General features: G+C 59.0%; 14 protein-coding genes. 9 read left to right on the plus strand and 5 right to left on the minus strand.

What is annotated here, in order from left to right; genetic code table 11:
• Positions 1–2 precede the first annotated feature (2 nt).
• Positions 3–3404 carry an efflux RND transporter permease subunit gene (locus tag AC2FLP_RS07020; protein WP_496682475.1) on the plus strand — a complete coding sequence of 1134 codons (3402 nt, stop codon included), beginning with the start codon at positions 3–5 and terminating at the stop codon, positions 3402–3404.
• On the opposite strand, the gene AC2FLP_RS07025 is transcribed toward AC2FLP_RS07020, so the two are convergent.
• The gene (locus tag AC2FLP_RS07025) at positions 3371–3820 is read right to left on the minus strand and encodes an NUDIX hydrolase (protein ID WP_496682478.1); all 450 of its coding nucleotides are present in this window, start codon (positions 3818–3820) and stop codon (positions 3371–3373) included. The two genes, AC2FLP_RS07020 and AC2FLP_RS07025, sit on opposite strands and share 34 nt — an antisense overlap.
• Positions 3821–3824: 4 nt before the next feature.
• Positions 3825–4631, minus strand: a complete 807-nt coding sequence (locus tag AC2FLP_RS07030; RefSeq protein ID WP_496710052.1) for a protein-disulfide reductase DsbD domain-containing protein — start codon at positions 4629–4631, stop codon at positions 3825–3827.
• A 151-nt stretch (positions 4632–4782) separates the two neighbouring features.
• On the opposite strand from AC2FLP_RS07030, the gene AC2FLP_RS07035 reads away from it, so the two are divergent.
• The gene (locus tag AC2FLP_RS07035) at positions 4783–5337 is read left to right on the plus strand and encodes a YqgE/AlgH family protein (protein ID WP_117870455.1); all 555 of its coding nucleotides are present in this window, start codon (positions 4783–4785) and stop codon (positions 5335–5337) included.
• Here AC2FLP_RS07035 and AC2FLP_RS07040 read toward each other — a convergent pair whose 3' ends face one another.
• Positions 5338–6288, minus strand: a complete 951-nt coding sequence (locus tag AC2FLP_RS07040) for an L-threonylcarbamoyladenylate synthase (RefSeq protein WP_496682483.1) — start codon at positions 6286–6288, stop codon at positions 5338–5340.
• A 138-nt stretch (positions 6289–6426) separates the two neighbouring features.
• On the opposite strand from AC2FLP_RS07040, the gene AC2FLP_RS07045 reads away from it, so the two are divergent.
• The 7 genes from AC2FLP_RS07045 to AC2FLP_RS07075 all read left to right on the plus strand — a co-directional run bounded on the left by AC2FLP_RS07045 (position 6427) and on the right by AC2FLP_RS07075 (position 12931).
• Entirely contained in the window at positions 6427–8130 is a 1704-nt protein-coding gene (locus AC2FLP_RS07045) for an acyl-CoA dehydrogenase (RefSeq protein WP_117870451.1), read from the plus strand.
• A complete protein-coding gene (locus AC2FLP_RS07050) occupies positions 8130–9176 on the plus strand; it encodes an MBL fold metallo-hydrolase (RefSeq protein ID WP_496682485.1) in 1047 nt (348 codons plus the stop codon). The genes AC2FLP_RS07045 and AC2FLP_RS07050 overlap by 1 nt, the downstream gene beginning before the upstream one ends.
• 4 nt (positions 9177–9180) lie before the next feature.
• Positions 9181–9633 (plus strand): DUF6173 family protein, encoded by a 453-nt coding sequence (locus AC2FLP_RS07055; RefSeq protein WP_117870447.1) that lies wholly within the window; start codon positions 9181–9183, stop codon positions 9631–9633.
• 56 nt (positions 9634–9689) lie between these two features.
• Complete coding sequence (locus AC2FLP_RS07060; RefSeq protein WP_496682488.1) at positions 9690–11531, plus strand: glycerophosphodiester phosphodiesterase; 1842 nt, start codon at positions 9690–9692, stop codon at positions 11529–11531.
• A complete protein-coding gene (locus AC2FLP_RS07065) occupies positions 11518–12057 on the plus strand; it encodes a hypothetical protein (protein ID WP_496682491.1) in 540 nt (179 codons plus the stop codon). Before AC2FLP_RS07060 ends, AC2FLP_RS07065 begins: the two co-directional genes overlap by 14 nt.
• A gap of 89 nt (positions 12058–12146) precedes the next feature.
• On the plus strand, positions 12147–12281 hold the full coding sequence (locus tag AC2FLP_RS07070) for an aa3-type cytochrome c oxidase subunit IV (RefSeq protein ID WP_117870443.1): 135 nt from the start codon (positions 12147–12149) through the stop codon (positions 12279–12281).
• Positions 12282–12298: 17 nt separating this feature from the next.
• A complete protein-coding gene (locus tag AC2FLP_RS07075; protein ID WP_117870441.1) occupies positions 12299–12931 on the plus strand; it encodes a hypothetical protein in 633 nt (210 codons plus the stop codon).
• Here the strand turns inward: AC2FLP_RS07075 and AC2FLP_RS07080 are convergent.
• Positions 12920–13252, minus strand: a complete 333-nt coding sequence (locus AC2FLP_RS07080; RefSeq protein WP_117870439.1) for an AzlD domain-containing protein — start codon at positions 13250–13252, stop codon at positions 12920–12922. The two genes, AC2FLP_RS07075 and AC2FLP_RS07080, sit on opposite strands and share 12 nt — an antisense overlap.
• Positions 13249–13965 (minus strand): AzlC family ABC transporter permease, encoded by a 717-nt coding sequence (locus tag AC2FLP_RS07085; protein WP_496682495.1) that lies wholly within the window; start codon positions 13963–13965, stop codon positions 13249–13251. The genes AC2FLP_RS07080 and AC2FLP_RS07085 overlap by 4 nt, the downstream gene beginning before the upstream one ends.
• Positions 13966–13978: the final 13 nt, after the last annotated feature.

A 13978-nucleotide genomic window follows, 5' to 3' on the forward strand; every position in this document is an offset into this window, starting at 1 on the left:
TCATGATGCGCGAGATACCTGGCGCAGCGGGTGGCCTTCTCAGTTACTTCACACGACATAAGACAGTTGCCAATCTGCTGCTGCTTGTGATGCTGGTTCTTGGTGCAGCTGCCATTCCGAACATGCGGGCGCAGTTCTTTCCGGATGTCATTCTGGAACGGGTTGATGTGACCGTCTCGTGGGAAGGTGCAGGTCCCGAGGACATGGATGCCGGTATCGTGCAGTTGTTGGAACCTGCGCTGCTGGCCGTTGAAGGGGTAACCAGTACCGAGGCCAGTTCACACCCAAGTTGGACCCGCGTCAGACTGGAATTCGAGCCGAACTGGGACATGTCCCGCGCAGTTGAAGACATCCGGTCCGCGATAGACGGTGTGACGGATCTTCCCGAAGGCTCTGAAGAACCTGAAATTCGACGCGGCGCATGGCGGGACAGGGTAACGGATGTCGTACTCAGCGGGCCTACCGATACCAATCAACTGGCGAAGTTGACGGATGAGTTCATCAACCGTTTGTTCTCGGCGGGCGTCACGCGAACCGAAATCAGAGGCATTGCCGCGCCCCAGATCATTGTCGAGATCACCACGGCGCAATTGATCGCAAATGACATCACCATGGAAGAGATCGCGTCCGCGATTGCGGCCGAGGTCAGCACCGATCCCGCCGGCGAGGTTGAGGGCGCAGGTGCGCGTATCCGAGCCGGAACCGAAAAACGGACCCCGGAACAGCTCGAAGGCATCGCGCTGCGGACCTTTGCCAATGGGTCGAAGCTGAAAGTCGGTGATATCGCCAGGATTCGGGTCGAAGGTGTCACACGGCATCGCAGTTATTTCGTCGGCGACGATCCGGCCATGTCCATCAGGGTCGACCGGTCAAATCTGGGCGATGCGATAGACATCCAGCACACGGTTGAAGACGTTGCCCGCGAAATGCAGGCCAGCTTGCCCGAAGGTGTGAAGATTGAGCTGATCCGCACCCGCGCCCAGGCCATAACCGACCGATTGAATATCCTGGTCAACAACGGGTTGATGGGCCTTGGCCTTGTCGTCTGTCTGCTGTTCCTGTTCCTCAACGCGCGGATCGCCTTCTGGGTTGCGGCGGGTATCCCCGTGGCGATGTCGGCCGCAATCGCATTGATGTATCTGGGGGGATTGTCGCTGAACATGGTCTCACTGTTCGGCCTGATCATCACACTGGGCATCGTGGTTGATGACGCCATCGTGGTAGGAGAGCACGCGGATTTCCGTGCCCGACGGCTGGTCGAGCCGCCTGTCGTGGCCGCAGAACGCGCGGCGCGGCGAATGGCCATGCCGGTTCTGGCTGCGACTGTCACGACGGTAATTGCGTTTTTCGGTCTGACTCTGGTGGGCGGGCGGTTCGGAGAACTGATCCGCGACATTCCCTTTACAGTGATCGCTGTACTGATCGCTTCGCTGGTCGAATGCTTCCTGATCCTTCCCAATCACATGGCACACGCCATAGCGCACTCGGCCAAGGAGCACTGGTATGATCTGCCCAATCGGGTCGTCAATCGTGGTTTCCGTTGGGTTCGGGACCACCTGTTCCGCCCGCTGATCTCCTGGGTGATATGGGCGCGTTACGTGGTCGTGGCGCTGATGATCGCGGTATTGGCCAGCCAAGTCGCACTGTTCATTCGCGGCGACGTGAACTGGCGTTTTTTTAATGCACCTGAACGGAGTTCGGTGACTGGCGGCTTTATCATGCGCGAAGGCTCAACGCGATCAGATACGCTTGAAATGATGCGCCTTCTGCAGCAAGCGGTCAATGATCTGGGCCAAATCTACGAAGAGCGTCACGGCCGCAATCCGATCGACTATGTTCTGGCCGAGGTTGGCGGCAACGCAGGCCGGCAACTGGCTGCTGCGGATGGTAAGGATGGCAGTTTGTTGGGTGGTATCTCGATCGAGCTTATCGATGCTGATCTGCGTTCGTATTCAAGTTTCGAATTTGTCGGAGAGTTGCAGGAATTCGCGCCGCGCCATCCCAAGCTCGAAGTGGTAAGCTTCCGGGGTTGGCGGTCCGGCCCTGGCGGCGATGCCATCGATGTACAGTTTTTCGGCTCTGATGTGAGCGTTCTCAAGGCCGCGTCCGAAGACCTGCAGGCCGAGCTTTCGAAATTCCCCGAAGTCTCGGCGCTTGAAGACAATCTGGCTTATGACAAGGAAGAGTTCATCCTGGACCTGACTGCGCAGGGAGAGGCGCTGGGATTCCGGATTGAGACGCTGGGTCGCGCCCTGCGCAATCGCCTGAACGGCATCGAAGCCGCAACCTTCCCCGACGGGCCACGCAGTGCCGAGATCCGTGTGGAACTGCCTGAGGGCGAACTGACGGCAGATTTCCTCGAGCGTACGCTGATGCGGTCTCCTGACGGGGTTTACGTACCGCTGGCCGACATCGTTTCGGTCGAGCGTAAATCCGGTTTCTCGACGGTTCGGCGCGAAAACGGCCTGAGGGTTGTTTCGGTCTACGGCGACATCTCGGAAGATGATCCGGCACGCGCCACCGAAATCGAACGGGCGATGCAGGAAGAAATTCTGCCCGATATCGCAGCGGAACGGCAAGTTGAGTGGCGCATGTCGGGTCTGAGTGAACAGGAAAATGAATTCCTTGCCGAAGCGCGCACCGGTTTGATCCTGTGCCTGACAGGTATCTACCTTGTACTGGCCTGGGTGTTCGCCAGCTGGACACGGCCAGTGGTTGTTATGGCAATCATACCCTTCGGCCTCGTTGGTGCGATCTGGGGCCACTACATCTGGGAAGTGCCGCTCAGCATGTTCACGGTGGTCGGATTGCTGGGCATGACCGGAATCATCATCAACGACTCGATCGTTCTGGTGACCACGATAGATGCGTATCAAAAAGACCGTGGTCTGGTTCCGTCCATTGTCGAAGGTACCGCAGACAGGTTGCGGCCCGTGATGCTGACCACTTTGACCACGGTTCTCGGACTTGCGCCGTTGCTTTATGAAGGTTCGCAACAGGCGCAATTCCTCAAGCCGACCGTGATAACGCTGGTTTACGGGCTTGGGTTCGGGATGTTGCTGGTTCTGATTCTGGTGCCTGCTCTTCTGGCGATCGTCAATGATGTAGCGCGCCCGATGACAGCCATGCGCCGAGCTGCGCGGGCACCCGACCGGGTGGTTCGGGGCGCACTGGCGGCAACCGGGGCCGCATTGGCGGTTTGGTTCGGCCTGACAATGATTTGGCCCGCAGTTACCGGCGCACCGCTTGGCCTGCTGCAAGGCCTCTATGCAGGTGGAGATGGCATTGCGGTGCTGCAAATGGGGTTGGGTGCATTTCTGGCCGGTGCAATTCTGATCGTGATCCTGAGCGTGGTGCTGTCAGGTTTGCTTTATGGGCGGCTCACAAGATCGGCCGATGCCTGATCCGCGCGGATTGCGTGTTCCATGAGGTCGATGACCCGCGCGCTCATCGGCAAGTCGCCCCGGCGTATCTGCTCGATGGCAAACCAGCGGGCATCCAGCGCGTCATCACCGGCTTGTGGTGTGCCAGACTGATAGCGGCAGGCAACGCCGACCAACAGGTAATGGGACAGAACCTGTCCCGCCTTGTCGTGGCGCAGCAGATCCAGGTTTCTCAGGTAATGTGACGGTTCCGCAATCACCGAGGTTTCTTCCTGCAACTCGCGCTGCGCCGCCTGCAAAACGGTTTCACCCCACTCCACGTGGCCGCCGGGGAATCCCCAAAGCCCCTTGTCCGGCTGTTTGCTGCGCTGAACCAGAAGAACCTTGTCCTGATGCAGAACAACCGCCAACGCACCGATCTTGGGGGATTGGCCCATGGATTCAACCCGCGATGCAGCCCAGAATATCGACTGCGTGATTGGAACCCAGAACGGTGATCCGGATCTCGGACCGGTCCAGTGCAAATGGTGCACCTGATGCGTTTATGATTTCTGCTTCGGCCACCAGAGTATCCCCTTGCCTCTGAGACACAGGTTGCGAGGCCCAAAGAGCAGGATTGCCGGGTTCGATAACAGCGACTTCGCGGCCACCCGCTGACGGCATCGTCATCCGAGCTTCAATCCGCATTCCGTCTTTCGTGGGCGTCAGATTGCAGGTGGTCTTGGTGACACGTGCTTCGCGCGCGGAATAGGGTCTTTGCGCCAGCGCTGCAGCAATCGCCGGGTTGCGATCAGCGTCGGCGTCGAGCGTGTGGTCGAAATCCAGGCGTTCCGGGATGCAAACGTCTTTGCAGACCCCCAGATCCATCCTGCCTTTCAGGTGGACCGGTTTTGCCGGGTTGCGCGGAGTGACCTTAATGGGCAGGACCAGCTGGTTTTCATAGCCAATCGATTGCAGGCCATCCTGATCAAATAATTCGGGCGCGGGCCAGATGATTTCCACCTGGCCGATATTGCTGGATCGCTTCCAGTCGAACTCGGGTGGGATGCCGGAATCTCCTGGCGCGCGCCAGTAGGTCTTCCAGCCATCCTTGAGCGTCAGCTTCAAAGCGGACATGTAGGTGCCGTTGGCCGTCCGCCCGCCATCCAGAACATCCAACTGGACCACGTCATCCAAGCCTTGCGCGGCAACTGGGACGGACAGGCTCAGACACGCGAGTGCGGCGACAGCGGTAGGTTTCATCGACATCTTCATACCCCATAAATGCGCGTCGTTGGCGCGGATTCCAAGTCACGATCCGGTCACTGCGATGAAATCCGTCGAAATACGGGTTCGTCTCTTGCAAACTATGGTGCGGCGGGGCCATTGTTGATGTGAACTGACAATGAGATGACGGCCCATGGACCTGACCGGAAAACTGTTGATTGCGATGCCCGGAATGGGTGATCCGCGATTCGACCATTCGGTGGTGTATATGTGCAGCCATGGCGACGATGGCGCCATGGGATTGATCGTGAACAAGCCTTCGGATCTGCGAATCAAGACGTTGCTGGGGCAACTGAACATCGCCTGCCGTATCCCGGTCATCGGAGAGCGCCTTGTGCATTTCGGTGGCCCGGTCGAGATGTCGCGCGGATTTGTCCTGCATGGCTCCGATTATGAGGCCAATCTGCATTCGATGCATATTTCCGAGGAATTCAGCATGACGGCGACGCTGGATGTGCTTGAAGATCTGGCGTCTGGCAGCGGACCGCTGAATTCGATGCTGACGCTGGGCTATTCCGGCTGGGGGCCAGGCCAGCTTGAGGACGAAATTGCCATGAACGGCTGGCTGACCACCGAAGCCACGACGAAACTTGTCTTCGACGTGCCCGATGACGAAAAATGGGAAGCTGCGTTGGCGACGCTCGGTGTGGATCCTCTGACGTTATCCGCCAGCGCTGGCCGGGCCTGATCAGCTGTCGCGTGGTGCGGCGGCGCGGCGCAACCTGTCATTGATTGCAGCCCCCAATCCGGTGTTCGGGATCGGAGATACGGCAATTGGTCGCCCGGTCTCGTTCAACCTGTGAAGGGCCGCAAAGAGATTCGCGGCCGCTTCGGTCAGACGTCCTTCGACAGACAGGTTCAGGTCGCATTCTACTGGCCCGAAGCCCAGCAAAACCTCATCGCCCTGACGGGCCGTGACGTTCAGGCGCACAGGCGCATCCGGCGCATAATGCGACTGCAACTGTCCCGGAGCGGTCAGCAGATCGCCGGATTGATGCAGGTGCAGAGGTATGTTCAACACGCTTTCGATCCGGTCCAATGCAACGCCCCCCGGACGCAGCAATCTGGGCTCTCCGGCCAGACCGACTATGGTAGATTCCAGACCCACTCCGCAGGGACCGTCGTCCAGAACCGCCGCGATCCTTCCGCCAAGGCCGGACCACACATGAGCTGCCGTCGTGGGGCTGATCTGACCCGAAGGATTTGCCGAGGGGGCCGCGACGGGCCCATCAACGTCGGCCAGCAGCGCACGCGCCGTCGGGTGCGCGGGCACGCGCACAGCCAAAGTGTCCAGCCCGGCGGTCACCAGTGAGGATATCCTGTGTCCTTCGCGCAACGGCAAAACCAGGGTCACAGGACCGGGCCAGAAGGCCTGTGCCAGCAGCTCGGCATGATCCGACCATTGCACAAACCGCTGTGCCGCGCCCACCGAGGCGACATGGGCGATCAGCGGATTGAAGCTGGGCCGTCCCTTGGCCTCGTAGATCGACGCGACGGCCTGACCGTTGCGGGCGTCGCCGCCAAGGCCATAGACCGTTTCGGTCGGAAAAGCGACCAGAAGACCCTGACGCAACATATCGGCAGCCCGTGCGATGCCGCCGGGATCTGCCGTCAATTCCTGTGTGCCGGATGAGATCATATCTGATGACGCCGCGTTTTGGTTGCCTGGAACTTGAGGAAAGGTACGTAATCGGTTCAGGCCCACACGCTTACCGGCGCTTGAACTTGATTCCAAGCCCGCCGATGTATTCTGATCCGTTAGACCCCGAGAGAAATCATGCCATATCGCGCCCCAATCTCTGATTATCAATTTCTACTGGACCATGTCGTCGGGTTCGACCAGGTCGCCGCCACCGAGACTTTCGCGGATGCCAGCGCCGATGTCGTCAGCGCCATCCTGACCGAAGCAGCCAAGATGAGCGAAGAGGTTCTGGCTCCATTGCAGCGTGCCGGTGATCTGGAACCGGCACGGCTTGAGAATGGCGTGCTGCGCAGTTCTCCGGGCTATGCCGATGGCTGGAAGGCGATTGCCGAAGGCGGGTGGATCGGGATCAGCGCTGATCCTCAATTTGGCGGTATGGGCCTACCGATGGCCATCACTACTGCCGTGAACGAGATGATGAGCGCCGCTTGCCTGTCGCTGCAACTTGCTCCGCTGATGGCGCAGGGCCAGATCGAGGCGCTGGAACATCACGCCAGCGACGAACTGAAGTCGCTGTATCTGCCCAAAATGATTTCCGGTGAGTGGTCTGCCACCATGAACCTGACCGAAGCACAGGCCGGATCGGATGTCGGTGCGCTGACCTCGAAGGCCGAACCAAACGGTGATGGCACCTACTCAGTGACCGGGCAGAAGATCTTCATTTCCTGGGGCGACAACGACTTTGCTGAAAATGTCTGCCATCTGGTTCTGGCCCGTCTGCCGGACGGTGTGCCCGGCACCAAGGGCATTTCCTTGTTTCTGGTACCGAAATACATCCCCGATGCGGCTGGAAACCCCGGCGTGGCCAACGACCTGAAGGTTGTTTCTGTCGAACACAAGATGGGCCTGCATGGCTCACCCACCTGCGTGATGCAATATGACGGCGCCAAAGGATGGCTTGTCGGTAAGGAACATGGTGGTATGGCGGCCATGTTTACCATGATGAACAACGCCCGCCTGGGTGTGGGTGGCCAGGGTGTGGGCGTTGCGGAAGGCGCCTATCAGCACGCTTTGGCCTATGCGCTGGAGCGTAAGCAGGGCAGGACGCCTTCGGGTACGATCATCGATCATGCGGATGTGCGTCGCATGATCATGGATATGCGCGCCGATATCTTTGCTGCGCGTGCGATTCTCATGGCCAACGCAACGGCGATTGATATGGCGAAAGCCACCGGCGACACAGACTGGGTCGCGCGGGCCGCGTTGTTGACGCCAATCGGCAAAAACTTTGGGGCCCGGACCGGAATAAGCGTGGCTGAAACCGGCGTGCAGGTGCATGGGGGCATGGGCTTTGTCGAAGAAACAGGTGCGGCGCAGTATTCCCGCGATGTTCGCGTGACCGCGATTTACGAGGGAACCGATGGCATTCAGGCCATGGACCTTGTTGCGCGCAAAATGATGGACGGCGGCGAGGCGGCGTCGAACCTTCTGGACGAGATCGAAGAACAGGCAGAACACGCGCGTACGACGATGCCCGATTTGGCCGGTCCTGTGTGGGAGGCAACAGAAACCCTGCGCGAGGCCACCGAATGGTTGGTGGCGCAGGACGACATGAACGATCGATTTGCAGGCGCAACGGCATATCTTCAGGCGTTTGCCCGGGTGCTTGGCGGGCACTATCACCTGTCCGCGGCACTGGCCGATCCGGAAGGACCACGGGCCAAGCTGGCGCGATACTACATCAACGCCTTGTTGCCCGAGCATTCCGGCCTTCTGGCGCGGGTGCAAAGCGGGGCGGATGATCTCTTTTCGCTCAGCCCAGACGAATTGGCGGCGTGATGGACGGGGATCGCGTTTCGGGGATCAGGTATCCGTGGGCTGAACCGCCTGCGCCGGGTGAGGCCGTCGAGGTTGCCGAGGGCGTTCTATGGATGCGCCTGCCTCTTCCGATGGTGCTGGATCACGTCAATATCTACGCACTGGACGATGGCGAAGGTTGGACGGTGATTGATACCGGGCTGTCGTCGAACAAGACGCGGCGTATCTGGGAAACCCTGATGGGTGGGCCTCTCGGGGGCAAACCGATCACCCGTGTGGTGGTGACGCATCATCATCCTGACCATGTCGGCAATGCCGGGTGGTTTCAGTCGGAGCACGGGGCCGAGCTGGTCACAAGCCGCACCTCATGGCTGTTTGCGCGAATGCTGACGCTGGATGTGCAGGAAACATGGCCGCAGGAGACGCTTGATTTCTATCGCTGCGCGGGCATGGCACCCGAGGTTCTGAATGAGCGGATGAAGGATCGTCCGTTCAACTTTGCCGACACGGTCTATCCCATGCCGCTGGGCTTTAAACGGATCAAGCAGGGCGACGTGATCCGAATGGGTGGCCGCGACTGGGACGTTCATATAGGCAATGGCCACGCGCCGGAACACGCCACCTTCTGGAGCCGTGATGACAATCTGGTGTTGAGCGGCGATCAGATTCTCAGCTCGATCAGTCCCAATCTGGGCGTCTATGCCACCGAACCGATGGCCGATCCGGTTTCAGCGTGGCTGGAAGCCTGCGAGCGTTTGCAAACGCTTGCCCGGCCCGATCATCTGGTCCTTGGCGGGCACAAGCTGCCTTTTACGGGTCTGCCGCTTAGAATGAGGCAGCTTATCGACAACCACCACGGCGCTTTGGATCGCCTGTTGAAACATCTGGATCAGCCCAGAGCTGCCGCCGATTGTTTTCTGCCTCTGTTCAAGCGCACGATCCGTGAAGGTGAATATGGGCTTGCGCTTGTTGAGGCGGTTGCGCATGTGAATCATCTCTACCACATTGGTGCAGTAACCCGGACGCAACGCGCCGACGGGGCATGGCTGTATCAGCGCAAAGGGTAGAAGAATGCAGGACCAGATCGAAACCTCGGCCGAGGCCGCCGAAGCCGCTGCTTTGCCGCGGTGTCATGAGGTGCACGCAGATCCCAACGCTCAATCCGGTGCCAAGGACCTGCCCGAGAGCTTGAAGAAGCCGGTCAAGAACAAAAGCCCTGCGCAATGGGCTTACGAACGCTTGATCATGTACATCCAGAACTTCGAAAAGACGCTGGACGGTGATCACGAAGTCGCCATGGGCTTCACCGGTGGCGATGCCGGCGTAATGCGGATCGAGGGGATGGGGTATTTCGACCCCGACATGATTACTTTTTATGGATCGGGCGGGGCCGGGGCCCGCACGCAACTGGTGCAGCATGTCAGTCAGTTGAATGTGATGCTGCGCGCTTTGCCTAAATCCGTCGAGGATAAACCTGCCAACCGTATCGGGTTCCGTCTGGCTGCGGATCTGAATGACAGCTGACTTGCAATTCACGCGTGCGCGCCTTTGAATGACTGCATCAGTCCGGAGGCCGCCACGTGACAACATTTTTTCAAGCAGTAACACATGCCTACGCCGAAGCTTGGGCCCGGCGTTGGGTCTTTGTGCCAATCTATGTCGCTGTGCGTTTGCTGTTGGTGGCGTTGATCGCACCGGGTGTGGCCGTGGCCGTCAATCTGGCGGTCTCTCTGTCAGATCAGACCGCTCTGACCGACCAGGACATTGCGATGTTCCTGCTGTCTCCGGCAGGGTTCATCGCGGGTGTCGCGGTGCTCAGCCTGTTTTTGCTGGCCGAGGTCTTTGTGTTCTCGGTCATGGCCGGGTCCTTGCGCATGGGGGAAGGCGACCCCTGGCGCGCAGGGGGCGCGGCGCTGGCACTGAACCTGTCCCGCTTTCCGGCACTGTTCGGGTTTGCCGTTCGGTTCATCCTGCGTGTCTTGCTGCTTGCCCTGCCGTTTGTGGCCATCGCGGGGTTGATCGCATGGTGGACGCTGACGGAATATGACATCAATTATTACCTGACGTTCCACCCTCCGGCCTTTCAGGTGGCCGTGGTTCTTATTGGACTTGTCGGTCTTGCGTTGGCATGGGTGTTGATTCGTCGTCTGTCCGGATGGGCACTGGCCCTGCACTTGGTCCTGTTTGAAGGTGCTTCACCACGCGGAGCATTCGCCAAAAGCGAACAAAAGATGGAAGGCAAGCGCGGGCGCTTGAAGATCGAACTTGCCCTTTGGCTGGGAATGCGGCTTGTGATTGCGGCGTTGATAGCTGCAATGGCAAGCTTGTTGTTTGCGCTTGTGCCGGTGCAGGAAGGCGGCAGCCTCAGACTGGCATTGATCCTCAGCCTGATCATCGCAGGTCTTTGGTCCTTGGCGGGGTTGGTTCTGGCGGCAACAGCGCTGGGCGCGCTGGCGGTTGTGCTGGACGCGTTTTTCGAAGCTGAGACAAAAGAAGTTCCCCATCCCGAACCCCGAAGGGTCCGCGTACCTGTACTTGTGACTGTCGCAGCGGCCCTGGCGGCATTGGGCATTGGCCTTTGGTTCGGTCAAAGCCTGCTGGAACGGGTGCAGGCGCCGGATCATGCTGAGGTCATCGGTCACCGGGGCGCTGCGGCTTTACGACCGGAAAACACAATGGCCTCGGTCCTGAAAGCGATCGAGGATGGTGCGGACTGGGTTGAGATAGACGTTCAGGAAACGGCGGATGATGTGATTATCGTGGCCCATGACAGCGATTTCATGAAGTTGGCCGGCGTCAACCTGAAGGTCTGGGATGCTACGATACAGGATGTGGCTGATATCGACATTGGAAGCTGGTTCGGGCCGGAATACGCCGCAGAGCGGACCCCGACCCTGCGAGAGGTTCTGGAAGCGGCCAGGGGCAAGTCCAAGGTCCTTATCGAACTGAAATACTATGGTCATGACGTTGATTTGGAAAACCGGGTGATCCACCTTGTCGAAGAGCTCGGGATGCAGGGCGACATTGCTACCATGTCGCTGAAGTACCCGGCTGTGCAAAAGATGAAAAAGTTGCGCCCCGACTGGCGCTCCGGCGTGCTGGCGGCCACGGCTGTCGGGGATCTGTCGGGGCTTGAAGGCGAATTTGTTGCGGTCAATGCAGGCATGGTGACACCGGGACTGATCCGCAAGGTGCAGGACGCGGGCAAGGATATCTACGTCTGGACTGTGAATGATCCGTTGCAGATGTCCAGAATGGCCTCGATGGGGGTGGATGGTCTGATCACCGACCGCCCGGCCATGGCCAATGAGGTTTTGCGCGTGCGCGCTGAAATGGGGCCGGGTGAGCGGCTGTTGCTGTGGCTGGCCACTACGTTTGGATTGCAGGTCAATACAGAGGCGATGCGCGATGAAAGCCCTTAAACTGGCGCTGATTCTGGCTCTGCTGCCACTGTCGGCATGGGCTCAGGATTTGATGCGAGGATTTGAAATGCCGGGCCACCGCGCGCTGATCGAACAAAGCGAGTGCGCCGAACTGACCTCGTTTGAAACTGACGGCTGTTCAGGCGGGTTGTCAGCCAGTTGGCGCTGGGTGGCAAAGCAGTTTCCGCAAGTTGGCGAACTGTATCAAGAGCACCCGCCATGGGAGTACTGCTGCGTGACCCATGACCGGGCTTATCACAATGCAGGAGGAGCGGAGACAACCGAGGAAAGCTATGACGCACGTCTGGCTGCGGATGACGCCTTGCACGCCTGTGTGGTAGAGCACGGAGACCGCCATGCAGAAGATTATGCCGACCGGTACGACATGACACCTGACCAGATTCGCAGTGTGCACGCGATCACTGCGGATGCAATGTATGGGGCGGTGCGATTCGGTGGCGGGCCCTGTAGCGGCTTGCCCTGGCGGTGGGGTTTCGGGTATCCCGATTGCTCGGTTCTCAAGTAAGCGCATCTTGCGCGTGAAAGACGTGGTGACAGGCGTTGTATTTTCTATTATCCAACAGATCAAACACGCGAATTGGGAATCTGAGACTCATGGCTGAATACAAGCACGGCGAAATGGACATCACGGTCCAAACCAAAACTTTCAATGGTTTCATTAAAGCCACCACGTGGTGTGTAGTCGCCATTGCCTTCCTGTGCCTGTTTCTGGCGGTTTTCGCCTCCTGATAGTATTGGGGGCTAATTTGCTCAGGATTTTGATTGCCTGCTTGTTGGCAGCGACGCTGGCAGGCTGTGCCAATTCAAGCCGTCCTCAGGCGGATCAGAATGAAGTCGTATCCCGGTCCTACCGTGATCCGGGGCTATCGACGCTAACGCTTTACACGATGATCAGCACCCGCACCGGATCGGGTGCACATACGTCGCTGATGATCTCGGGTAGCGAGCGGGTGATCTTTGACCCTGCCGGTTCGTTCCGGGCGGATGTTGTTCCTGTGAAGGATGACGTGCTCTATGGCATTACCCCGGCGGTCGAGCGGGCCTATCGCAGCTCGCACGCGCGCGAAACGCATTATGCCCGTATACAGACCATACAGGTGAGCCCGCAACAGGCTGAAATCGCCTTGCAACTGGCAAAGCAGTCCGGTCCGGTCGCCGGCGCATTCTGCACCAACGCGACTTCGCAACTGTTGAAGCAGGTGCCGGGATTCGAGCAGATCGATGTGACGTTCTATCCGGTGAAATTGTCGGAACAGTTCGCAAAGATTCCGGGCGTCGTGACCGAAGAGTACCGGGAAAACGACGATGCGGATCTGCAAAAAGGGTTGGCGGCGAACAATGCGCGTCTCAACCAGCTGAACGCTGTCTCAACTCAGTAGATAAAGCAGACCATAGAGCGTGGCGGCCCCGGAAAAGATGGCCGCCAGCACGTTTTTGCTGATCACTCCCACTATCAGGGCAACCGCCGCCGCCGACATACGGGGCAGATCGGGCTGTCCTTCGGTGGCCGATGGCCAGACAACCAGCGGTGCGATCAATGCAGGAAGGATGGCCACCGCTGTATACCGCAGGTGACGCAGCAGCCAGGGCGGCATCGTGCGATCACCTACAAAACCGATAAAGACAAAGCGAAGCGCATAACTGCCGATGGCAAGCCCGATGATAATGGCCCAGATGGTGACGGACTCCGGCTGCGTCATGACTGCGTCTTTCTACGTTCGAGGATCAGTTCCGCTTGCGCTCCGGCAATCATTCCAGCGCATCCGGCGATCAACAGACCCAGATTGAACGGGATTGCGACCGTCAGCAACGAAACCGTGATGGCCACAAGTGCTGCGACCACATGTGCAAAGGTCCGCATCATCGGCCCTATCATGGCCAGAAAGGTAATAGGCAGGGCAAAATCCAGCGCCCAGCTTTCCGGTATTTGTGCACCCAGCACTGCGCCCAGATAGGTGCCCAGAATCCAGAGCGGCGTGATCGGCGTGACAGAGCCCACGAAATAGGCCATGCGTTGTGGCACTGACAGGTCAGGCTCTTTCTCGAACCGCACGATGGAGCAGGCATAAGATTGATCCACGGTCAGATATGCCGCAAAGGCACGCTGCCACATGGGCGCGGAACCCAGGTAAGGTGTCAGTGATGCGGAATACATCGCCATACGCAGATTCACGGCCAGCGCCGAGATTACGATGATCACGGTCGGGGTGTTGTCCTGCAACAGTTGCAGGGCCGCGAATTGCGCTGCTCCGGCAAATACGGTCGATGTAAAGGCCATCGTCTGAACAAGGGTCAGCCCGGCTTCGGTCGCGAAAACACCAAACAGAAGGCCAAAGGGCACGGCGACGAAGATGAACGGCGTCCCGTCCCGAAAACCTTTCCAGAAGTATGACTTGGATGTGGCAGAGGCCATGGCTAAATCCTAT

The organism is Ruegeria sp. CDSA141 (genome assembly GCF_059612005.1).

What these genes read in the sequence shown, in the direction of transcription:
- AC2FLP_RS07045 (WP_117870451.1), top strand. Translation starts at nt 6,427, where the DNA reads ATGCCATATCGCGCCCCAATCTCTGATTATCAATTTCTACTGGACCAT.
- AC2FLP_RS07055 (WP_117870447.1), top strand. Translation starts at nt 9,181, where the DNA reads ATGCAGGACCAGATCGAAACCTCGGCCGAGGCCGCCGAAGCCGCTGCT.
- AC2FLP_RS07085 (WP_496682495.1), bottom strand. Translation starts at nt 13,965, where the DNA reads ATGGCCTCTGCCACATCCAAGTCATACTTCTGGAAAGGTTTTCGGGAC.
- AC2FLP_RS07070 (WP_117870443.1), top strand. Translation starts at nt 12,147, where the DNA reads ATGGCTGAATACAAGCACGGCGAAATGGACATCACGGTCCAAACCAAA.
- AC2FLP_RS07030 (WP_496710052.1), bottom strand. Translation starts at nt 4,631, where the DNA reads ATGTCGATGAAACCTACCGCTGTCGCCGCACTCGCGTGTCTGAGCCTG.
- AC2FLP_RS07040 (WP_496682483.1), bottom strand. Translation starts at nt 6,288, where the DNA reads ATGATCTCATCCGGCACACAGGAATTGACGGCAGATCCCGGCGGCATC.
- AC2FLP_RS07065 (WP_496682491.1), top strand. Translation starts at nt 11,518, where the DNA reads ATGAAAGCCCTTAAACTGGCGCTGATTCTGGCTCTGCTGCCACTGTCG.
- AC2FLP_RS07050 (WP_496682485.1), top strand. Translation starts at nt 8,130, where the DNA reads ATGGACGGGGATCGCGTTTCGGGGATCAGGTATCCGTGGGCTGAACCG.
- AC2FLP_RS07025 (WP_496682478.1), bottom strand. Translation starts at nt 3,820, where the DNA reads ATGGGCCAATCCCCCAAGATCGGTGCGTTGGCGGTTGTTCTGCATCAG.
- AC2FLP_RS07035 (WP_117870455.1), top strand. Translation starts at nt 4,783, where the DNA reads ATGGACCTGACCGGAAAACTGTTGATTGCGATGCCCGGAATGGGTGAT.
- AC2FLP_RS07020 (WP_496682475.1), top strand. Translation starts at nt 3, where the DNA reads ATGATGCGCGAGATACCTGGCGCAGCGGGTGGCCTTCTCAGTTACTTC.
- AC2FLP_RS07080 (WP_117870439.1), bottom strand. Translation starts at nt 13,252, where the DNA reads ATGACGCAGCCGGAGTCCGTCACCATCTGGGCCATTATCATCGGGCTT.